The following is a 20131-nucleotide window of genomic DNA, read 5'->3' as shown; positions in this document are numbered from 1 at the left end:
ACCAGCTTCTGCCGTTGCCGTTGCCGGCCAGCGGCCGGCACTACCGCGGGTGCCGGGCACAGCCCGACCTGACGCCCTTCAGCATCCATGTCCGAATGTGGCGAGTATCTCCACCCGCACACGCCTAGACTGGCGCCATGGATACCGCCCTCGCCCTCGACACCGCCGCCTGCGACCGCGCCCGCCTGGCCCGCGACGCACGCTTCGACGGCGTGTTCTTCACCGCCGTGCGCAGCACCGGCATCTACTGCCGCCCGGTGTGCCCGGCACCGCCACCGAAGCCGCGCAACATCACCTACTACCCGACCGCCGCTGCGGCCGCCGCCGCCGGCTACCGCCCGTGCCTGCGCTGTCGTCCCGAACTGGCGCCGCAGGCACAGCAGGCATTGGCTGGGCAGATCGTGCAGCGCGCCCTCGCCCTGATCCATGGCGGCTTCCTGCAGGAGCAGCCCGTTGCCGACCTCGCGCAGAAGATCGGCCTCAGCGCGCGCCAGCTGCAGCGCCTGTTCGTTGAACACCTGGGCGCGACGCCGGGGCAGATCCACGCCACCCATCGCCTGCTGCTGGCCAAGCAGCTGCTGACCGAGACCACGCTGCCGGTGACCGATGTTGCGCTGGCCGCCGGCTACAACAGCCTGCGCCGCTTCAATACCGCCTTCCTGCAGGGCTGCGGCATGGCACCGACGGCACTACGTCGCCAGCATCAGCCGCCGGCCGCCGATGACGGCTGCCTGGTACTGCGCCTGGTGTACCGTCCACCGCTGGATTTCCCGCGCATGCTGGCCTTCCTGCGCAAGCGCAGCCTGCCCGGCATCGAACTGATCGGCGAAGACAGCTACCAGCGCGTGCTCGGCACACCCGAGCGCCCCACCCTGCTGCGCGTCACCGCCGACCCGAAACGCCCGGAACTGCGCCTGCAGCTGGGCGCGGTCGATCCGCGCCTGATCCCCGACATCGTGCGCCGCGTGCGTCGCGTGTTCGATCTGGATGCCGACCTGCAGCAGGTGCATGCCGCGCTGGGCGAGGAACCGCTGCTGGCGCGAGGCATCGCCGAACGTCCCGGTCTGCGCGTGCCCGGTGGCTGGGATGGCTTCGAGGTGGGCGTACGCGCCGTGCTCGGACAGCAGGTCAGCGTGGCCGCGGCCACCACCTTCGCGCGGCGCCTGGTCGATGCCTATGGCGCACACCTGCCGGGCATGCCATCGGAATTCGATCGCCAGTTCCCTGCGCCCGAGGTACTGGCTGAGGCGCCGCTGGAATCGATCGGCCTGCCGCGCACCCGCGCCGCCACCGTGCGTGCGCTGGCCGCTGCCTGCGCCAGCGGCCAGCTCGACTTCGGGCCCGGTCAGGCATTGGAGGAATTCGTTGCGCGCTGCGTGGCACTGCCCGGCATCGGCCCGTGGACCGCGCAGTACATCGCGCTGCGCGGACTTGGCCAGCCCGATGCCTTCCCCGCCGGTGACCTGGTGCTGCAGCAGGTCCTCGGCCACGCCCAAGGCCAGCGCCTGAGCGAGCGTGCGACCGAAGCCCGCTCGCAACCGTGGCGCCCGTGGCGCGCCTATGCCGTGCTGCATCTGTGGCACCTGTCCGGCACCTTCGTTGGAGAACCGACATGACCCTGTTGTTCGATCGTTTCGACAGCCCGATCGGCGTGTTGACCATCGCCGGTGACGAGCGTGGCCTGTCGCATGTGCTGTTCCCGGAAAACCGCCATCCGGCACGCGGCCGCGAAGACTGGCACTACGCCCCTGATGCACTGCCGGAAGCACGCGATCAGCTGCTGCAGTTCCTGCACGGCGAGCGGAACAGCTTCGACCTCGTGCTGGCACCACGTGGCACGCCGTTCCAGCTGCGTGTATGGCAGGCGCTGGCGTTGATTCCGTTCGGCCAGACCTGGAGCTACCTGCAGCTGGCGCAGCACCTCGGCCAGCCCAGTGCGACCCGTGCGGTCGGCGCTGCCAACGGCCGCAACCCGCTGCCGATCATCCTGCCCTGCCATCGCGTGATCGGCAGCAACGGTGCACTGACCGGTTTCGGCGGCGGACTGCAAACCAAGGCCGCGCTGTTGCGGCTGGAACAACGCCAGGCACCGCTGTTCGCCTGAGAGGGCTGGCCGGGCTGCGCCCGGCACCCGCAGAGGCTAGAGCAACAGCAACAGCGGGCTTCCTGCGGGGAGGCAGGGTGGGTCCAGTTGCAGGGGACGCTGCAAGTACGTCCCTGTAAGCTCGGTCGCCGCTTGCTCGTGTGCGCTGTCCTGCGCACACGGCAAGACCGGGGTTGGGCGTCCTGCCCGACCCGCCCGAGGCATGCCTCGGGCCCATGGCGCTCACGCCCCTGCAACCGGCCCCACCCCGCCTTCGACAGGTTCCGGCGATCTGTCCGAACGTCATTCTGCGCAACTGCTGGTAGGTGTCGACCTTGGTCGACACGGTAGATTCACGCCATGCGTGGATGGAAGCGTCTGTAAGCTGTCTGGAGAAAAGCCCCGTTCTTGTTGAAGGGGGCGCGCCGACAGGTGCGGGGATAAGGAAAAATGCGCGGACACGGCGCGCGATAGTGCGCCGTGTCTTGGGCGCGTCATTACCTCGCACTATGATGGACGGATGACTTCCGTACGCCTGACCTGCGCGCTGGCGCTGCTGCTGCCATTGGCCGCCTGCACCACCGCGCCCACCCCTTCCGCCTCTGTTCCCACCCCTGTTGCAACGGCTGCACCGCCGAAGCTGCTGCTGATCTCGATCGACGGCCTGCGCGCCGATGCGCTCGATCGCGGCCTGACACCGAACCTGCAGCGACTGATCGACGGCGGGGTACGCGCGCGCTGGATGACGCCTTCGTACCCATCGCTGACCTTCCCCAACCACTACACCATCGTCACCGGCCTGCGCCCGGACCACCACGGCATCGTCAACAACAGCATGGACGATGCAACCCTGGGCCGTTTCGAACTGAGCAACCGCGACGCGGTCACTACCAGCGGCTGGTGGGGGGGCGAACCGATCTGGGCCAGTGCAGAGAACGCCGGCGTGCGTTCGGCCACCACGTCATGGCCGGGCAGCGAATCGGAAATCCGTGGCGTACGCCCCAGCCAGTGGCGCGTCTACGATGGCAAGGAACCGCTGGAGCAGCGCGCCGGCATCGTGCTCAACTGGCTGGCGCAGACCGATGCCGATGCACCGCGCCTGACCACGCTGTACATGGAACACGTGGACAAGGCCGGCCACAACTACGGCCCCGAGTCGAAACAGTACGCCGACGCCATCGTGCGCGCCGACCAGATCGTCGGCCAGGTGCTCGACGGACTGCAACAGCGCGGCCTGGCCGCGACCACCAACATCATCGTGGTCTCTGACCACGGCATGGCCAGTGTCGCCGACGGCCACGTGATCGCCACCGAATCGATGGCCAATCCGGCCATCGCGCGCAATGTCAGCCAGGGCCAGTCGGTGGGTTTTGCGCCGGTCGCGGGCCGCGAAGCGGAAGCCGAACGCGCCCTGCTCGGCCGCCATACGCACTACGAGTGCTGGAAGAAGGAGAACCTGCCGGCGCGCTGGCACTACGGCACCCATCCGCGGGTTCCGGCCATCGTCTGTGCGATGGATGAAGGCTGGGATGCACTGCACCGCGAGAAGATCGCCAAGCGCGCGAAGCAGGACCGCGGCTCGCACGGCTATGACAACGCCCTGCCCTCGATGCGCGCCGTGTTCGTGGCCAGCGGCCCGTCGTTCCGCCAGGGCCTGGTGATCGATGGCTTCGACAACGTCGACGTCTACCCGCTGCTGGCGCACCTGCTGCAGGTGCCGGCCGCGCCGAACGACGGCAATCCGGAAACGCTGAAGAAGACCCTGCGCTGATCCGGTTGTAGAGCCGAGCATGGGCTCGGCTCTACAAAAACGTGCTTAAAAAAAACGCGGCGCCAGGCGCCGCGTTTTTCGTTGAACCGGTCCGGGCCGGATCAGGCCTTGGCGACGGCCTTCTTCGCCACAGCCTTCTTCGCCGGAGCCTTGGCCACGGTCTTCTTGGCAACCGGAGCGGCGGCGCCTACGGCGACCTTGCTCGCGGTGTGCGAACGGGCGTTGCCGTAGCTGGCGTTATAGCGCTTGCCCTTGGCGGTCTTGCGGTCACCCTTACCCATGTCTTCAACTCCTCAAATGTGAAATCTGGTTACCCCGTACTGACACGGGTTCGGCGGGGCCGCCTTGCTGGGCGCCCCCGCGCACGATCGAAAATCCTACCATGGAGCGCCTAGTGCGCGCAGCTGGCGTCGTGCACGTGACCGTGGTTGAGGCGCAGGTTGACCAGATGGGCCACACCCACCAGCAGGCCGCCGACGGTCATCACCACCGCGTGCGGCACCGCATTGTGGTGCAACGGGTCATACAGCACGCCGGCCCACAACGCCACCAGGCCGGGAATCAGGAAGCCCAGCGCACGCAGCGCACCGTGGCGACGGTAGCCCCAGACCAGGCTGAACAGCCCCAGCAGGGTCACGAACACCACCAGCGCCTGTTCCACGCCGTCGCTCAGCCAGAACGACAGGCCCAACGACGGCGCTGCGGCCAGCAGCACCGGAATCACCGCGCAATGCACCGCGCACAGCATCGAACCCGTGGCGCCGAAACGGTCGAGCAGGTGGCGCAGGCGTGAGGACAGGGACATGACTTCCAGCAGGGTCGGCGAATCGTTATGGAATAATATAACATCCCTTCCCGACCCGCACGGTTTCCCTCCCCCTGTCCCGCTGACGGGATGCGTGCGCCCAGCGATTGATACAGTGTAACAAAGGACCCACCGATGCCCGCCCGTACCCCGCGGTTGAAGCCGCATTCCCTCGCCCTGGCCCTGACCGCCCTGCTTCCGACCGTTGCCTTCGCCGCCAGCGAAGACGATTCCCATCGTGACCGCCACCTGACTGAACTGTCGTCGGTGCAGGTCACCGCGTCGCCGCTGCAGGGCGACGCAGAATCGCTGGCACGCCCGGTGGAGGTTCTGGCCGGTGAACGCCTGGACGAGCAGAAGGCCGGCACCCTCGGCGATACCGTGGCCAAGCTGCCCGGCGTACAGAGCACCTTCTTCGGTCCCGGCGTCGGCCGCCCGATCATCCGCGGCCAGGAAGGCCCGCGCGTGGCCGTGCTGTCCAACGGCATGGGCAACATGGATGCATCCACCGTCAGCGCCGACCATGCCACCAGCATCGAGCCGTTCCTGGCCGACCAGATCGAAGTGCTGAAGGGTCCGGCCACGCTGCTGTTCGGCAGCGGCGCCATCGGTGGTGCGGTCAATGTGGTCGATGGCCGCATCGCGCGCGAACTGCCGGAGCGCCCGCTGAGCGGCCGCGCAGAACTGCGCGGCAATTCGGTGAACAACGAACGCAGCGGCATGTTCCGCCTCGATGGCGTCAGCGGCAATGTCGTGCTGCACGTGGATGGCCTGGTCCGCAATGGCGACGACTACCGCATCCCCGGTTATGCAGTGATCGACAGCCTTGAAGATCATCATGACCACGATCACGACCATGACGCGGCCGAGGGTGAAGAGCCGCGTCGCGGCCGCCTGGACAACAGCTCGATCCGCACCCGCGCCGGTGGCGTCGGCGCAACGTGGCTGGGCGACGGCGGCTACTTCGGCGTATCGGCCAGCACCTACCGCACCAACTACGGCATTCCCAATGGCGCGCACGTGCACGCCGATGGTGATGATCATGGCCATGACCACGGTCACGACCATGGCGATGAAGAAGAAGGCGGCGACGAGCACGACGTGCGCATCGACATGGTGCAGAACCGCTTCGAGACCAAGGCCGGCATCTACGACCCGGTCTCGTTCCTGAAGAACATCAACGCACGCGTGGCCTACACCGACTACGAACACGTGGAGCTGGAAGCCGGCACGCCGTCCACCCGCTTCACCAACCGTGGCATCGAAGCGCGTCTGGAAGCCGTACAGCAGCAGATCGGTGGCTGGGACGGTGCCTTCGGCCTGCAGTTCGGCAACAGTGATTTCGGCGCCAAGGGCGAAGAGGCGTTCGTGCCGGATACCGGCACGAAGAACATCGGCCTGTTCGTGCTTCAGGAAAAGCAGTTCGGCCCGTTCAAGCTGGAACTGGGCGGCCGCCACGACCAGGTCAAGCTGGACCCGACCGGTGACTACCGCCGCCGTACGTTCGGTGCCACCAACCTGTCTGCCGCCGGTATCTGGAAGCTCAACGACGCCGTTGACCTGCGCATCGGCGTGGACAGCTCCGAGCGTGCACCGACCAACGAAGAGCTGTATGCCGCCGGCGCACACATCGCCACCCGCTCGCTGGAAATCGGCGACGCCAACCTGAAGACCGAGCGCGGCCAGCGCGTCGAACTGGGCATCCACACCCACAGCGAACGCCTGGACTTCTCGGCATCGGTCTACCAGACCAAGTTCAAGGACTTCATCTACCTGGCCGACACCGGCATCACCGAGGGCCTGCCGGTGCGCACCTGGACCCAGCAGGACGCGGTGTTCCGTGGTGCCGAAGCCGAAGCGCTGGTGCACCTGTTCGAGGGCGGTGCCGGTGACTGGGACCTGCGACTGTTCGGTGACTACGTGAAGGCCAAGCTGGACGGCAGCGGCAGCCGCACCCTCGACTTCGCCGTGCCGCACGGCGACCACAACCACAACTACAGCGTGGAACTGGCCAACACCGGCTACCTGCCGCGGATCGCCCCGGCCCGCGTCGGTGCCGACCTGCGCTGGTCGAAGGATGGCTGGCGCGCCTCGGTCGGTGCGGTGCGTTACAGCCGCCAGAAGGACGTCGCGCAGAACGAGGAGCCGAGCAACGGCTACACCCTGGTCGATGCGCACCTGGCCTACCGTTGGGATCGCAACGCCAGCAACAGCTACGAAGTCTTCCTGGATGGCAGCAACCTGACCAACCGCGAAGTGCGTCCGCATACCTCGCTGCTGCGCGACTACTCGCCGCTGCCTGGCCGTGGTGTCGCATTCGGCATCCGCGCGTTCTTCTGATCGCGCGCCGGCGTCGTAGCTTTACCTGAGGGGGCCGAAAGGCCCCCTTTTTCTGTCGCATATGGCATGAACTGGTGAAAGCGGCGCACTACCGACGCGTCACGATCTGCTGCGCGGCTAGACTCAGCCGGCGTCAATTCAATAGACAAACTGAGCGGAAACACCTGCATGGCCATAAGTCTCGATGCCGAACTGGAAGAACGCTTCCTTGCAATCGCCAGGCGCGGGAGAACCGCTTGGCTGGCCGGCGATATTGCGGAGGCAGAGCATCGCTTCCTTGAAAGCTGGGACATGATTCCGGAGCCGAAATCTGCTTATGACTACGGCCAGATTACATCGTATGGAATAGCTGTCTTCTATCGCGATACGGCCCAGTTTGAGAAGGCCAGAAAGTGGGCGATGGTCGCCAGAGACATCTATGGAGAAGGCGAAGCTGCGAGCGTGTCCATGGACGAACTCGCCGCCACCATCCACTTCGAGTCCGGAGACCTGGATGGGGCCTACACACTATTTGAACCGCACTACCGGAAGTACGGCCGTCGTGTTTTTGAGGGCCATAAGAAGGGGTTCATTGATTTCATCAAGAGCAGGAAGAAAACTGGAAAGGTGGATCAGTGAGCCGCTAGCCAGCTCCCATCCGCTCCAGATACTCATCCACGCACGGCGTGGATCTACTGCACCCTCCGGGAGCCATGGGGTTCCTACATATCGCTGCGACGCCATCACGCACTCGTCACAAAGATGTGCGTACCACAACAAGCGGACAATCCCGTCACTCAAAGTCTCGCCAATCGGACATTTTTGTCCGAAAATAATTCCATGACTGCCCAACGTGCCGATGCTGCTGCCCGCCGTGCCCTCATCCTCGACGCCGCCGATCATGTGTTCGGCCAACACGGTGTCACCGCCCCGCTGGACCTGGTGGTCGAACGCGCCCAGGTGGGCCGCGCCACCCTGTACCGCAACTTTCCCGACCGCACCGCGCTGATCCAGGCGCTGCTGCAGCGCACGGTTGATCGCATCCGGCGCCAGGTCGAACAGCTCGGCGACCGCGACGACGCCCTGTTCGAGGTGTTCGAGGGCATGGCCCAGCGCATCATCGATTCGCCGGCACTGGCCGATTACTGGCGTGCGGTCGATTCGGACGTGCCGGCCATGCGCACCGCGCGCGAGACCGTGCGCGACCTGCTGGAAGCACCGATTGAGCGTGCCAAGGCGGCCGGCCTGTGCCGGGTCGACCTGGAAAAGACGGACATTTCACTGATCTCGGGCATGCTGGGCGCGGCCCTGCGCGGCAAGACCCGCGACGAGCGCGCCCACCTGGCCGGGCGCGCCCTGCAGCTGCTGCGCGGGGGTCTCCAGGGAGCAACCAGCGAGGCCCGCTGATGGTCCAGCCGTATCTGAAGCCGGTTCCGGATTGGGAGGAGCACGAGAAGCCGACCATGCCCGGTTCGGCTTCGATGCCCTGGCACCCACCGTACCGTCGGTTGGCCTATGCGCTGGTATCGCTGCTGGTGGCGATCACCGGCGGCCTCGGCAATGCGCTGGTCACCGCCAACCTGCCGTTCCTGCAGGGCCAACTGGCACTGACCCCGACCCAGGGCAGCTGGCTGGTGGCCGCCTATGCAATGGTCAATGTCACCGCCAACCTGCTGGCCTTCAAGTTCCGCCAGCAGTACGGCATCCGCCTGTTCGCCGAGATCGGGCTGGGCCTGTATGCGGCGCTGGCGGTACTGCACCTGTTCGTCGGCAGCTTCGAGACCACGATGCTGACCCGCGCCGCCAGCGGCTTCGCGGGTGCGGCCTGTTCGACACTGGGCACGCTGTACATGCTGCAGGCGCTGCCGCGTCGCTTCACCGGCAATCTGCTGGTCGTCGGTGTCGGCCTCTCGCAGCTGGCGGTGCCGATCGCCTGGATCGTGTCGCCGGGCCTGGTCGATACCGGCCAGTGGCACCAGCTCTACTCGTTTGAGGCCGGGCTGGCACTGTGCGCGTTCGCGGCGGTGGTGGTGCTGAAGCTGCCGCCCGGCATCCAGGTGAAGGCGTTCGAGCCGCTGGACTTCCTCACGTTCGCCCTGCTCGCACCGGCCGTCGCCCTGCTGGTGATCGTGCTGGCGCAGGGCTACACCCGCTGGTGGCTCAACACACCATGGCTGGGCTGGGCTCTGGTCGCCTCGATCGCGCTGTCCACCACCGCCTTCATCATCGAGCACTACCGGCGCAATCCGTTGCTGCAGATCCGCTGGCTGTCGAAGCTGCCGGTACTGCACTTCATCGTCGGTGCGTTCCTGATCCGATTCCTCACCACCGAGCAGTCCTACGGCGTGATCAACCTGATGCGCACGCTGGGCATGGGGCCTGACCAGATGCGCCCGCTGTTCGTGGTGATCCTGGCGGGCGTGGTCACCGGCATCGCCGGTGCATCGCTGACCTTCGGCCCGAAGCGGCTGATCCCCCAGCTGCTGATGGCGATCCTGCTGCTGGGCGCTGCCGCCTTCTTCGACCAGCACCGCACCAGCATGGACCGGCCGCACGATTTCTACGCCAGCCAGTTCCTGGCCTCGGTCGGTGCCGGCATGTTCATGGGCCCGCTGATCATGCTCGGCATCTCCGCCGCGCTGAAACAGGGCGTGGACCACATGATCACCTTCCTGGTGACACTGTCGATCACCCAGACCCTCGGCGGGCTGGCCGGCTCTGCGGTGCTGGGCACCTTCCAGCTGCATCGCGAGCAGTTGTACTCCAGCGCATTGACCAGCCAGCTCGACCCGGCCGACCCGGTGGTGGCACAACGCCTGCGCCTCCAGCAGCAGCTTTACAGCGCACAGATCACCGACCCGCTGCTGCGCAGCGCGCAGGGCAGCGCGCAGCTGGCGCAGACCACTCGCCGCGAAGCCAACGTACGTGGCTTCAATGATGTGTTCACCTTGAGCGGTTGGCTGGCCATCGGCTTCCTGTGCTGGTTGCTGCTGCTGTCGTTGCGCACCGCCGTGCTCAAGCAATGGCGCAAGCGCCACCCCACGTCCCCCGCTGCGGCCACGCCGGCCGCGCCCCGCTGAGTCCTCCACCATGCCTCCCGTCCCGCCCCGACCCGACGACGCCGACAACGTGACCCCACCGCCGCCGACCGACGCGGCACCTGCGCCCACGCCCGTTGAGCCGGCGGTCGCGCCGAAGTACCTCAAGCCCAGCGCGCGCAGCGTAGTGGTGATGGTGGTGGTCGCCCTGCTGGGCATTGCGCTGATCCTGCGCGCCTGGCACCTGTGGCCGTTCACCAGCAGCGTGATGGTGACCGACAACGCCTATGTACGCGGGCAGATCACGGTGATGGCGCCGCAGGTGAACGGCTACGTGACCGAAGTGCTGGTGAAGGACTTCCAGCACGTGAAGCAGGGCGAGCCGCTGCTGCGCATCGATGACCGCATCTACGCGCAGCGCGTCGCCCAGGCGCAGGCGACGCTGGACAGCGCACGCGCGGCGTTGGCCAACTCGGACCAGTCGCAGGCGCAGAACCGTGCGCAGATCGCCTCCGCACACGCCACGTTGTCGGCCGGCCAGGCGGAGCTGCAACGCTCACGCAACGAGCTGAAGCGCTACGAGGAGCTGGCCGCGCAGCAACTGGTGTCAGTCAACGACCGCGACAAGTTCCGCACCACCCAGGCGTCGGCACAGGCCAGCGTCCAGCAGTCACAGGCGCAGATCCGCATTGCCGAGGAAACCCTGGTATCGACCCAGGTGGCGCGCAAGAGCCTGGAGGCGCAGGTGGAGAGCGCGCAGGCGCAACTGGAACTGGCCCGCATCGATCTGGCCAACACGGTGATCCACGCACCGCGCGACGGCCAGATCAGCGAGGCCAGCGTGCGCGTGGGCCAGTACGTCGCTGCCGGTTCGCAGCTGCTGTTCCTGGTACCTGACACGTTGTGGGTGGTGGCCAACTACAAGGAAGGCCAGACCTGGGGCATGGCGATCGGCCAGCCGGCCACGTTCTCGGTGGACGCGTTCCAGGGGCAGGTGCTGCGGGGCCGCGTGCAGGAGATCGCGCCGGCTACCGGCTCGGAATTCAGCGTGCTGCGCCCGGACAATGCCAGCGGCAACTTCACCAAGGTGGTGCAGCGGCTGCCAGTACGGATTTCGATCAACGAGGGCCAGAAGCTGGCGGCACAACTGCGGCCCGGCATGTCGGTGATCGTGCGGGTGGATACCGCAAGCAAGCCGATGGACTAGCGTTTGTCATGAAACGGGGGGCAGATCCCTTTTGCCAAGGCAAAAGGGATCTGACCCCAGGACCCATTGCTCAGCCCGCGCAGCGCGCGCAGAGGCCGTGCACTTCCAGAGTCTGCGCCTGCGGCTGGAAACCCAGCTCCTTGGCGCGCTTCTCCAGCTGGGTGACGATTTCGCGGTCTTCCAGCTCCACCGCGCTGTGGCAGCTGTTGCAGATCAGGAACGGCACCGAATGCGCGGCGCTGCTGGGATGGTGGCAGGCCACGAAGGCATTGACCGACTCCAGCTTGTGCACGAAGCCATTGGCCATCAGGAAATCCAGCGCGCGGTACACGGTGGGCGGGGCATCAGCGCCCACGCCCTTGCCGTTGCGCACCCATTCCAGCAGCTCGTAGGCCTTGACCGGCTTGCCGGCCTCGGCGATCAGCTTCAGCACATTGGCGCGGATCGGGGTCAGGCGCAGCCCGCGTTCGCGCGAGACGCGCTCGACCACCGCCACAAAATCCGATGCATCGTGGACGTGGTGGTGCGGGGCCGTACAGGCAGTGGCGGTCTTGGCGGGCATGCGTGTTCTCCGGTTCGGGCCTGGCAAGGATGCCTCAGGCCGTTGCTACCTTGGTGATGGCCACATCAATGCGTTTCAAGGCCTGCTCGCGGCCGGCCAGGTACACGGTATGGGAAATGTCAGGGCTGACCTGGGTGCCGGTGATGGCCACGCGCAGCGGCTGGGCGACCTTGCCCATGCCGATCTCCAGCGCGGCGGCGACGTCGTGCAGGGCCACGCCCACCGACTCGGCGGTCCATTCCGGCAGGGCTGCCAGCAGCTCGCGGGCCTTGCCCAGCGCCACCTCGGCACCGGCCTTGAAGTGCTTGGCCACCGCCGCTTCGTCGTACTCGGTCAGCGGCTGGTACCAGATCACGGCCTTTTCGGCCATTTCCTTCAGGGTCTGCACGCGCTCACGCAGGGCGATCACCACGTCCTCCGGGGCCGGGCCGGCGGCCACGTCCAGGCCCAGCTTCTGCAGCTGGTAGACCAGGTGCGGCACGATGGCGGCCACGTCCTCGGTCTTCAGGAAGTGCTGGTTGACCCAGCCCAGCTTGGCCATGTCCAGGCGCGAGGCCTTGGAATTGCAGTCCTTCACGTCGAACAGGTCGATCAGTTCCTGGCGGCTGAACAGCTCCTGGTCACCGTGCGACCAGCCCAGCCGGGCCAGGTAGCTCAGCAGCGCATCGGGCAGGTAGCCGGCGTCCTTGTACTGCATCACGTCGGCCGCGCCGGTGCGCTTGGACAGCTTGGCCCCCTGCTCGTCCAGGATCATCGGCATGTGGCCGAACTTCGGCACCGGCGCACCGATGCCTTCGTACAGGTTGATCTGGCGCGGGGTGTTGTTGATGTGGTCGTCACCGCGGATGACCTCGGTGATGCCCATGTCCCAGTCGTCCACCACCACCGCGAAGTTGTAGGTGGGGTAGCCGTCCGGACGGAAGATGACCATGTCGTCCAGCTCGCTGTTGGCGATCTCGATGCGGCCCTTGATCAGGTCGTCGAACACCACCGTACCTTCCAGCGGGTTCTTGAAGCGGATGACGCGGTTCGGGTCGTCCCTGTACGGCAGGCCCAGTTCGCGTGCAGCGCCGTTGTAACGCGGCTTTTCCTGCTTGGCCATGGCGGCCTCGCGCATCGCATCCAGCTCTTCGCGGGTTTCGTAGGCGTAGTACGCCTTGCCGTCGGCCACCAGCTGCTCGGCCACTTCCAGGTAACGGGCGACGCGGTCGGTCTGGTAGATCGGGCCGACGTCGTAGTCCAGGCCCAGCCAGTCCATCGCCTCCAGGATCGCGTCGATCGCGCCCTGGGTGCTGCGTTCACGGTCGGTGTCCTCGATGCGCAGCACGAATTCGCCGCCGCGGTGGCGGGCCTCCAGCCAGCAGTACAGCGCGGTGCGGGCACCGCCGATGTGCAGGTAACCGGTGGGGCTGGGGGCGAAGCGGGTGCGGCAGGTCATGGACGGCTCGAGGAACGGGAATCCCCCGATTTTACCAGCCCTCCGCCCCCGACGGAAAAAGGGGACGGAGGGGATTAAGTCGCGATTGCCCAGCCTCTGGGCGCTGCGACCGGGAAACGGAGGGGAGAAACGACTTAATCCCCTCCGTCCCCTTTTACGGTTCCTGCTTGCGCGGGAAGGACTGCTCGCGCATGGCGGCGTTGTAGGCGAACGAGGCGACGATGGCGGCGGCCTGTTTCAGGTCTTCCGGCTCGGCGTGGTCCCAGGTATCCAGGTGGCTGTGGTGGACGTTGGTGAAGTAGTCCAGCCGGTCCTGGATGAACTGGAAGCCCGGAAGGCCGATGCGGTCGAAGCTGATGTGGTCGGTACTGCCGGTGTTGCGGGTGGCCACGGTGGTGGCGCCCACGTCATGGAACGGCGCCAGCCAGGCTTCGAAGATCGGCATCGCCGCCAGGTTTTCCTGCGCGTAGATGCCCCGGAAGCGGCCCGAGCCGTTGTCCATGTTGAAGTAGACCTGGAACTTGCTGTAGTCGCGGGTCTTCTGCAATGCACCGGTCGGCTCGCGCAGCGAGGCCGGCAGCGCCTTCTGGGCCGGGTCGGTGGGTTCCGGGAAACGACCGAAGTGCTTGGCCACATAGGCCTGCGAGCCGATCAGGCCCTGCTCCTCACCGCTCCACAACGCCACGCGGATGGTGCGCTTCGGCTTGGCGCCGGTGGCCTTGAGGATGCGCATCGCCTCCATCATCACCGCCACGCCGGCCGCGTTGTCAGCCGCGCCGGTGCCGCTGTGCCAGGAATCCAGGTGAGCGCCGATCATCACCACTTCGTCGGGCCTGCTGCTGCCGCGGATCTCGGCCAGCGTGTTGTAGCCCGGCTGGTCAGCCTCGTCGGTGAAGCGCGCGGCTACATCCACGCGCAGGCGTACCGGCTGCTTGGCATCCAGCGCGCGCACCAGCGGATTGAAGTGCTCGGCGATCATCGCCAGTTCCGGGATGCCCACCGATTCTCCGGCCTTGCGCGAACCGCCGCCGGCGACGCGGATGATGCCGTTGTCCCAGCTGCTGATGCTGATCGCGGCCAGCGCGCCCTCTTCGACGAAGAAGGCGTTGACCTTGGCGGCCAGCTCCTGGCGTTCCTTGTATTCCTTCACCCGCTTGGCCCGCTCGGCGGCGACGTCCTTGGGCAGGGTGAATTCCTGCAGGCCCTCCAGCGAGGTGGCGTCATGCCGGTGCGAGTCCGGCTCGGTGCCGCGCTTGTACTCGCGCGCCTCGCCCAGCAGCAGGATCTTGCCGCGCAGCTTGCCGCGATACTTTTCGATGTCCTCGGGCTTCTTGATCTCCACGTGCACCAGCTCGCCCTCAACCGGTCCCTTGGTGCCTGGCGTCCAGGCCTTGGGCAGTGCATGCAGCGGCTGCACGCGGTCACCCAGCATTTCCACGCTGGCCGAGGTGAACTCCCAGCCACGCCCGAAGTCGTCGAAGGCTTCGTCGTGCACGTTGTCCAGCTTCCATTCGCTGAACTTGCCGCGGGTCCACGCGTTGGCGCGGCCCATCGCCGGCGAATTGGTCAGGCGCGGGCCGATGCGTTCGGTGAGGTAGCTGAAGGTATCCATCACCTGCGAACGGTGGAAGGCCTCCTGGCGGATGCGGCTGACCATGTCCAGGTCCACCGACTCGCGCTGCTGCGCCATTGCATTGCCACCCATCGCCAGCGCTACGGCCAGCACGCCCCACTTCAACACATCGCACCCCTGCCCTTCGGCTCGATCATCAACCCATCGAGTCTAGCCAGCAGGGGCGCGCCGATACCGTCCCATCGGTCATGGGCAGGAGCATGCGAACCAAGGTTCGCACCCACAGGTGACCGGTCAGCTCGCACCCACCAGAGGGCTGGGTTCCCGCCAGTAGATCCACGCCATGCGTGGATGAACAACCCGATCACCCACTCCACCCCAACCACAACTGCGCCCGCTCCGGCAGCAACAACAACCAATGCCGCCGATCGATGCTGCTGCAGCCATACACCGACGCGTGTGCCGGCCAGTCATCCGGCAGGCCGCCGATGCCGATCTCGGCCAGCGCCTCCGCCCCGGCCTTCCATGGCCGGTAGCGCGGCACCCGGCCGGCCACCGCGCCGCGTCCCTGCCGCGCGTCCTGCAGCCAGCGCAGTCCCTGCCCCTGCAATCCCTCGCAGGTCACCGCAGCCAGCTGGAAGCGGACCAGGCCGGGGGCGATCCGTGCCCCCGGCAGGGCCGCCAGCACGCCATGTGCCTGCAGCAGTGCATCCACTTCCAGCAGGGCCGGAATGCCCTGCCGTGCCCGTTGCCGCAATCCCTGGCGCCAGCCCATGACGTACTCCTTACTTCAGTTCCGCGCCAAGCGCGTACCAGTCGACCCGGCGCGTCACCCACATCGCCAGCGCCAGGATCACGAACAGCAGCAGCGAACCCATCAGCAGCGCGTTGTTCTCCGACACCAGCAGGCCATACAGCGCGCCGTACAGCACGGTCAGCAGCGCAGCGAAGCCGAGACCGCGCTTCCAATGGCCCAGCACGTTGGCCAGGTACACCGCCTGCAGGCCGATACAGGCCACCGCCGATACCAGGTAGGCCTTCCAGAACGCGATGTGCTCGGACAGGCTGATCAGCAACAGGAAGAAGATCGCCAACGCCAGGCCCACCATCAGGTACTGCAGCGGGTGGATGCGCAGCGACTTGATCAGTTCGAACAGGATGAAGCCGACGAAGGTGAGCAGCACGAACAGCACGCCGTACTTCGAGGCGCGATCGGCCTGGGTGTAAGCATCGACTGGATCGACCAGCGATACCGTCACCGCCTGCGAATCGACCGAACCGTCATTGCGCAGCTGTCGCTGTGCGTCGGAGGCCAGCGAGGACACGGCCCAGCGCGCATCGAAACCCTGTGCATCAACGCGTCGCTCATTGGGCAGGAACGCCCCGCTGAACGACGGGTGCGGCCAGCTCGAACGCAGCGCGATATGCGTATCGTCGCCTACCGGCACCACCGACAGCATGCGGCTGCCGTCCAGGCGCAGCTCCAGTTCAACGGTGCTGGCAGCCAGCTTGCCGCCCTGATCCGCAGCGAAACCGGCCACCGGTGCATGCAGGCCTCGCCCTACTTCGCTGGCCGCGCCCACGCCGGGCAGCAGCCGCAGCTGCTTGCCATCCACGCGCAGATTCGGCGTACCGACCAGGCCACGCACATCGGAAATGCCCACGGCTACATACGGCTGGCCGTAACTGCGGCCGGCCTTCACCGGATAGTCGTCTTCGGCGAACGTCGCCTTCATCTGGCCGTTCCAGCTGTAGACCGGCACCTTGAACAGCCCGACCTCACGCTGGCTCGGCAGCATCTCACCGCCCACCTCCAGCGACGCCGGCATCTGCAACCAGTGCCCCTCGGTGACCTGCACCTCGGTCTTCTTGACGCCCAGCGGATCGACCAGTTCAACCTGCTTGCGCTCCACCCACGGCACCACCCGCACCGGCCCGACCAGCTGCTGCGCACCGGCGCGGCTGTCGGCCACCCGCGCGAAGGCCTCATCGCGGTACGCACTGCGTTCGTTGATGACCCCGCGGATCATCGTCAGCGGGATCAGCAGCAGCAGGATCAGCCCGCCGACAATGGCGAACCGCAGCAGCATCTTCAGGGATTTCATGGTCCATCCTCGTTGGAGAGGGCTGCAGGATGGACCGCTGCAGTGAGCAGGGTTTGTGGCGAATTTGAAGCGAGTGTGAAGTCAGCGGCGCGGGCGCTGGCCCGGTGTACCCAGCGGCAACCACAGGCTGGCTACGGTACCGCCGCCGTCGCGTGCATCGACACTGGCGCGCCCATCGTGCAGGCGCGCGACTTCCCGCACGAACGGCAGGCCCAGGCCGGAACTGCGCCGCCCGCTGCCGGGGCGCGCCAGCGAATAGAAGCGTTCGAACACCCGCTCACGTGCGTAGTCGGGAATGCCGGCGCCACGGTCGGCCACCTGCAGGCGCACGCCCTGCCCGTCCACCTCGGCCTGCAGCGCGATCTCCGCGCCAGCCGGCGAGAAGGCAATCGCGTTGTCGATCAGGTTGTGCAGTGCCTGCCGCAGCAGGTAGCCGTCGCCCTGCACCTGCAGGTCGGGCACGCTGCCGATGCGGACCTGCACGCCCGCCGCTTGTGCGCGCACCTGCGCGGCAGCGGCCGCATCGGCCAGCAATGCCGGCAGCGCGATCCGGTCGCGGGTCTGCAGCCAGCCGTGCTGTTCCACTTCAGCCAGTGCCAGCAGCTTGTCGATGGTCTCGGTCAGCCGCTCCTGCTGGTCGACAATGCTGTGCGCGAAATGCACGCGATCGGCTTCGGGCAGCGGCTCCTGCAGCAGCTCGGCGGCACCGCGGATGGCCGCCAGCGGGCTCTTCATCTCATGCGTCAGCGACTGCACGTACTGCTCGACGTAGGCCTTGCCTTCCAGCTTGCGGCGCATTGTTTCCAGCGCCTGGCCGAGATCGCCGATCTCGTCGCGGCGGCGGCGCGGCGGCGGCACCGGTTCGCCGGCGCTGACCGCACGCGCATAGCGGCTGAGCTGGCCCAGGCCGGTGGTCAGCCACATCGTCACCAGCACACCGACCAGCGCCGACAAGCCGATCAGCCAGGCCCCGCGCTCGATGATGGCGCGCTGGCTGGCGGCGATGAACGGATCGATGCTGCGGTTGGGCTGCGCCAGGCTGAGCACGCCGATGAGGGTGCGCCCATCGGCCGGGTCATATACGGGCGCCGCCACATGCATCACCGTGTCGCCCTCTTCGCCGGCAATCTCGGGACTGGAACGCGCGCCGTACTCACCTCGCAGGGTGCGATAGACATCATTCCAGCGCGAGTTGTCGCGCCCCAGGTCGCGGCCCAGCGAGTCGTAGATGACGATGCCCTTGGCATCGGTGATGGTCACCCGGTAATCCAGCGAGCGCTTCGGGAAGCGCCAGACCATCGCCTTCAGGTCGCGCTGGCGTGCCTTGGCGAGGTTGCGGGTGAAGCTGCCGCTGCGGATGGTGCCGGCCTTGACGTCGGCGGCGGCCATTTCGGCCAGCACGTTGGCCGCATCGACCAGGGTCGATTCCATCGCCTGGCGCACACCGGGCTTCACTTCGTTGACGAACACGCGCATCACGAAGAACGCCGCGATGCCGGTGATCAGGAAGAAGCCCAGGAACAGCTTCAGTACCAGGCGCATCGGCTAGACCTCCAGCGCGTAGCCAAGGCCACGGTGGGTGCGGATCGGGTCGTCGCTGGCACCGGCCGCGCGCAGCTTGGCGCGCAGCGTCTTTACATGCGTATCAACGGTGCGGTCGGCGCTGTCGGCGCTGCTGTCCCAGCCTCGGTCCATCAGCTGGGCACGGCTGAGGATGGCGCCCGGGCGCTGCAGCAGTGCTTCCAGCAGCGCGTACTCGTAGCGGGTCAGGTCCAGTGCCTGGCCACGGAAGCGGATGCGCCGGCCTTCGCGGTCGATGGCAAAGGCGCCATGTTCCTGCCAGCCCGCATCGGCGCCGGGTGCTGCCACGACCGGTGCCGCGCGGCGCAGGCGCGCACGCACCCGTGCCACCAGCTCGCGCGGCGAGAACGGCTTGGTCATGTAGTCGTCGGCGCCCAGCTCCAGGCCGAGCACCCGGTCCACTTCGTCGTTGCGGGCGGTCAGGAAGATCACCGGCAGCTGCGCCGACGGCCCGGGCTGCGCGCGCAGTCGCCTGCAGACCTCGAAGCCGCCCAGGTCGGGCAGGCCCACGTCCAGCACCACCACGTCGATATCCCCGGCCTGCAGCCGTTGCAGGGCCTCGCCGCCCAGCAGGCAGTGGCTGGCGGCATAGCCCTCGCTGCGCAGCGCATAGAGCACGGTTTCGGCGATGGCGGCTTCGTCCTCGACCACCAGGACATGGGCAACAGGAGCTGTCATGGCGCGCAGCATAGCCGCTGCGGCCGCCGCCCCGTACACTGCCGCCCATGAACTATCGCCACGCCTTCCATGCCGGCAACCATGCCGACGTGCTCAAACACATCGTGCAGCTGGCCCTGATCGACAGCTTCAAGCGCAAGGACAGCCCGTTCTTCGTGCTCGACACCCACGGCGGTGCCGGCCGCTACCTGCTGGCCAGCGAAGAGAGCCGCAAGACCCTGGAGGCCGAGTCCGGAATCATGCGGCTGATGGCCCAGCCCAGGCTGCCGGAGGTGGTCGAGCGCTACCTGAAGGCGGTACAGGCGGACAACCCGGTCGGCGCGCTGACCAATTATCCGGGTTCGCCGCTGCTGAGCGCACAGGCGATGCGTGCGCAGGACCGCATGGCGGTCTGTGAGCTGCAGGAAGCCGAAACGGCCACGTTGAAGGCCCTGTTCGCCCATGACAGCCGCGTCGATGTGCGCTCTGGCGATGGCTATGCGCTGCTGCGCTCGCTGCTGCCGCCGAAGTTCAATGGCAGCAAGATCGGCCGTGGCCTGGTCCTGATCGACCCGCCCTACGAAGCCCAGGATGCCGAGTACCAGGCGGTGCTGGCCGCCCTGGCCGAAACCCTGGCGCGCTGGCCGCAGGCCACCTGCGCGGTTTGGTTCCCGATCAAGCAGCGCCGCACCATCCTGCATTTCCTGCGCAAGGCCACCGCCCTGCCGGTGAAATCGGCGATGACGATCGAGTTCCTGGTGCGCCCGGACGACTCGCCGCTGCGCCTCAACGGCAGTGGCATGCTGCTGCTCAACCCGCCCTGGCAGTTCGACCGGGTGGTCGGCCCGGCCCTGCCGGCGCTGCGCCAGCACCTGGGCGAACCGGGGGCCAGCACCCGCCTGGATTGGCTCAAAGCACCCGAATAACGGCCTTCACGAGGCTGTACCGCCGTGAGCCTTTCGTTCACGGAATGCAGCCCCGGTGATGCCACA

18 protein-coding genes are annotated in these 20131 nt (G+C 67.0%); 9 read left to right on the top strand and 9 right to left on the bottom strand.

The annotated features are described in order from the left end of the window. The first annotated feature begins 137 nt into the window (after nucleotides 1–137). The 3 genes from N5D20_RS11275 to N5D20_RS11265 all read left to right on the top strand — a co-directional run bounded on the left by N5D20_RS11275 (nucleotide 138) and on the right by N5D20_RS11265 (nucleotide 3854). The gene (locus tag N5D20_RS11275; protein ID WP_171954053.1) at nucleotides 138–1616 is read left to right on the top strand and encodes a DNA-3-methyladenine glycosylase 2; all 1479 of its coding nucleotides are present in this window, start codon (nucleotides 138–140) and stop codon (nucleotides 1614–1616) included. Continuing rightward, nucleotides 1613–2104 (top strand): methylated-DNA--[protein]-cysteine S-methyltransferase, encoded by a 492-nt coding sequence (locus N5D20_RS11270; RefSeq protein WP_010483106.1) that lies wholly within the window; start codon nucleotides 1613–1615, stop codon nucleotides 2102–2104. The genes N5D20_RS11275 and N5D20_RS11270 overlap by 4 nt, the downstream gene beginning before the upstream one ends. Nucleotides 2105–2603: 499 nt before the next feature. Beyond that, nucleotides 2604–3854 (top strand): ectonucleotide pyrophosphatase/phosphodiesterase, encoded by a 1251-nt coding sequence (locus N5D20_RS11265; RefSeq protein WP_279914421.1) that lies wholly within the window; start codon nucleotides 2604–2606, stop codon nucleotides 3852–3854. Between the two features lie 101 nt (nucleotides 3855–3955). On the opposite strand, the gene N5D20_RS11260 is transcribed toward N5D20_RS11265, so the two are convergent. Together N5D20_RS11260 and N5D20_RS11255 are read right to left on the bottom strand one after the other, a co-directional pair. Then, entirely contained in the window at nucleotides 3956–4135 is a 180-nt protein-coding gene (locus N5D20_RS11260; RefSeq protein ID WP_004150462.1) for a 30S ribosomal protein THX, read from the bottom strand. 110 nt (nucleotides 4136–4245) lie between these two features. Continuing rightward, nucleotides 4246–4659: a MerC domain-containing protein gene (locus N5D20_RS11255; protein WP_019338435.1), complete on the bottom strand. Its 414-nt coding sequence runs from the start codon at nucleotides 4657–4659 to the stop codon at nucleotides 4246–4248. Nucleotides 4660–4794: 135 nt separating this feature from the next. On the opposite strand from N5D20_RS11255, the gene N5D20_RS11250 reads away from it, so the two are divergent. The 5 genes from N5D20_RS11250 (at nucleotide 4795) to N5D20_RS11230 (ending at nucleotide 11223) form a co-directional block, all read left to right on the top strand. Next, complete coding sequence (locus N5D20_RS11250) at nucleotides 4795–6999, top strand: TonB-dependent receptor (protein WP_279914422.1); 2205 nt, start codon at nucleotides 4795–4797, stop codon at nucleotides 6997–6999. A gap of 168 nt (nucleotides 7000–7167) precedes the next feature. Beyond that, on the top strand, nucleotides 7168–7617 hold the full coding sequence (locus N5D20_RS11245; protein ID WP_049411306.1) for a hypothetical protein: 450 nt from the start codon (nucleotides 7168–7170) through the stop codon (nucleotides 7615–7617). Nucleotides 7618–7818: 201 nt separating this feature from the next. Then, nucleotides 7819–8385 (top strand): TetR/AcrR family transcriptional regulator, encoded by a 567-nt coding sequence (locus N5D20_RS11240; protein WP_049433878.1) that lies wholly within the window; start codon nucleotides 7819–7821, stop codon nucleotides 8383–8385. Continuing rightward, nucleotides 8385–10058: an MFS transporter gene (locus N5D20_RS11235; RefSeq protein ID WP_197578356.1), complete on the top strand. Its 1674-nt coding sequence runs from the start codon at nucleotides 8385–8387 to the stop codon at nucleotides 10056–10058. The genes N5D20_RS11240 and N5D20_RS11235 overlap by 1 nt, the downstream gene beginning before the upstream one ends. A gap of 10 nt (nucleotides 10059–10068) precedes the next feature. After that, nucleotides 10069–11223: an HlyD family secretion protein gene (locus N5D20_RS11230; protein WP_279914423.1), complete on the top strand. Its 1155-nt coding sequence runs from the start codon at nucleotides 10069–10071 to the stop codon at nucleotides 11221–11223. Between the two features lie 70 nt (nucleotides 11224–11293). On the opposite strand, the gene N5D20_RS11225 is transcribed toward N5D20_RS11230, so the two are convergent. The 7 genes from N5D20_RS11225 to creB form a co-directional block, all read right to left on the bottom strand. Further along, nucleotides 11294–11785: a Fur family transcriptional regulator gene (locus N5D20_RS11225; RefSeq protein ID WP_004150412.1), complete on the bottom strand. Its 492-nt coding sequence runs from the start codon at nucleotides 11783–11785 to the stop codon at nucleotides 11294–11296. Nucleotides 11786–11819: 34 nt separating this feature from the next. Further along, nucleotides 11820–13223 (bottom strand): glutamate--tRNA ligase, encoded by a 1404-nt coding sequence (gltX, locus tag N5D20_RS11220; RefSeq protein WP_049482789.1) that lies wholly within the window; start codon nucleotides 13221–13223, stop codon nucleotides 11820–11822. A gap of 154 nt (nucleotides 13224–13377) precedes the next feature. Next, entirely contained in the window at nucleotides 13378–14964 is a 1587-nt protein-coding gene (locus N5D20_RS11215; protein ID WP_125437099.1) for a M28 family metallopeptidase, read from the bottom strand. 196 nt (nucleotides 14965–15160) lie between these two features. Next, on the bottom strand, nucleotides 15161–15571 hold the full coding sequence (locus N5D20_RS11210) for a hypothetical protein (RefSeq protein ID WP_049482784.1): 411 nt from the start codon (nucleotides 15569–15571) through the stop codon (nucleotides 15161–15163). 10 nt (nucleotides 15572–15581) lie between these two features. Further along, nucleotides 15582–16901, bottom strand: a complete 1320-nt coding sequence (creD, locus tag N5D20_RS11205) for a cell envelope integrity protein CreD (RefSeq protein ID WP_126559960.1) — start codon at nucleotides 16899–16901, stop codon at nucleotides 15582–15584. Nucleotides 16902–16982: 81 nt separating this feature from the next. Then, nucleotides 16983–18443: a two-component system sensor histidine kinase CreC gene (creC, locus tag N5D20_RS11200; protein WP_043396583.1), complete on the bottom strand. Its 1461-nt coding sequence runs from the start codon at nucleotides 18441–18443 to the stop codon at nucleotides 16983–16985. Between the two features lie 3 nt (nucleotides 18444–18446). Further along, nucleotides 18447–19172 (bottom strand): two-component system response regulator CreB, encoded by a 726-nt coding sequence (creB, locus tag N5D20_RS11195; RefSeq protein ID WP_134959383.1) that lies wholly within the window; start codon nucleotides 19170–19172, stop codon nucleotides 18447–18449. 35 nt (nucleotides 19173–19207) lie between these two features. Between creB and rlmJ the strand changes: the two genes are divergently transcribed. Then, on the top strand, nucleotides 19208–20065 hold the full coding sequence (gene rlmJ / locus N5D20_RS11190; protein WP_043396586.1) for a 23S rRNA (adenine(2030)-N(6))-methyltransferase RlmJ: 858 nt from the start codon (nucleotides 19208–19210) through the stop codon (nucleotides 20063–20065). The last annotated feature ends 66 nt before the right edge of the window (nucleotides 20066–20131 follow it).

It is taken from the genome of Stenotrophomonas sp. GD03877 (assembly GCF_029840555.1).
Lineage (GTDB): Bacteria > Pseudomonadota > Gammaproteobacteria > Xanthomonadales > Xanthomonadaceae > Stenotrophomonas > Stenotrophomonas geniculata.
The sequence above is the reverse complement of the archived record's forward strand: the minus strand, read 5'-3'. Positions and strand labels throughout refer to the sequence as shown.

Bases quoted from the DNA above. Each gene is read 5' to 3' on its own strand.
- N5D20_RS11275 (WP_171954053.1), top strand. From the start codon at position 138: ATGGATACCGCCCTCGCCCTCGACACCGCCGCCTGCGACCGCGCCCGC.
- N5D20_RS11270 (WP_010483106.1), top strand. From the start codon at position 1,613: ATGACCCTGTTGTTCGATCGTTTCGACAGCCCGATCGGCGTGTTGACC.
- N5D20_RS11265 (WP_279914421.1), top strand. From the start codon at position 2,604: ATGACTTCCGTACGCCTGACCTGCGCGCTGGCGCTGCTGCTGCCATTG.
- N5D20_RS11260 (WP_004150462.1), bottom strand. From the start codon at position 4,135: ATGGGTAAGGGTGACCGCAAGACCGCCAAGGGCAAGCGCTATAACGCC.
- N5D20_RS11255 (WP_019338435.1), bottom strand. From the start codon at position 4,659: ATGTCCCTGTCCTCACGCCTGCGCCACCTGCTCGACCGTTTCGGCGCC.
- N5D20_RS11250 (WP_279914422.1), top strand. From the start codon at position 4,795: ATGCCCGCCCGTACCCCGCGGTTGAAGCCGCATTCCCTCGCCCTGGCC.
- N5D20_RS11245 (WP_049411306.1), top strand. From the start codon at position 7,168: ATGGCCATAAGTCTCGATGCCGAACTGGAAGAACGCTTCCTTGCAATC.
- N5D20_RS11240 (WP_049433878.1), top strand. From the start codon at position 7,819: ATGACTGCCCAACGTGCCGATGCTGCTGCCCGCCGTGCCCTCATCCTC.
- N5D20_RS11235 (WP_197578356.1), top strand. From the start codon at position 8,385: ATGGTCCAGCCGTATCTGAAGCCGGTTCCGGATTGGGAGGAGCACGAG.
- N5D20_RS11230 (WP_279914423.1), top strand. From the start codon at position 10,069: ATGCCTCCCGTCCCGCCCCGACCCGACGACGCCGACAACGTGACCCCA.
- N5D20_RS11225 (WP_004150412.1), bottom strand. From the start codon at position 11,785: ATGCCCGCCAAGACCGCCACTGCCTGTACGGCCCCGCACCACCACGTC.
- gltX (WP_049482789.1), bottom strand. From the start codon at position 13,223: ATGACCTGCCGCACCCGCTTCGCCCCCAGCCCCACCGGTTACCTGCAC.
- N5D20_RS11210 (WP_049482784.1), bottom strand. From the start codon at position 15,571: ATGGGCTGGCGCCAGGGATTGCGGCAACGGGCACGGCAGGGCATTCCG.
- creD (WP_126559960.1), bottom strand. From the start codon at position 16,901: ATGAAATCCCTGAAGATGCTGCTGCGGTTCGCCATTGTCGGCGGGCTG.
- creC (WP_043396583.1), bottom strand. From the start codon at position 18,443: ATGCGCCTGGTACTGAAGCTGTTCCTGGGCTTCTTCCTGATCACCGGC.
- creB (WP_134959383.1), bottom strand. From the start codon at position 19,172: ATGCTGCGCGCCATGACAGCTCCTGTTGCCCATGTCCTGGTGGTCGAG.
- rlmJ (WP_043396586.1), top strand. From the start codon at position 19,208: ATGAACTATCGCCACGCCTTCCATGCCGGCAACCATGCCGACGTGCTC.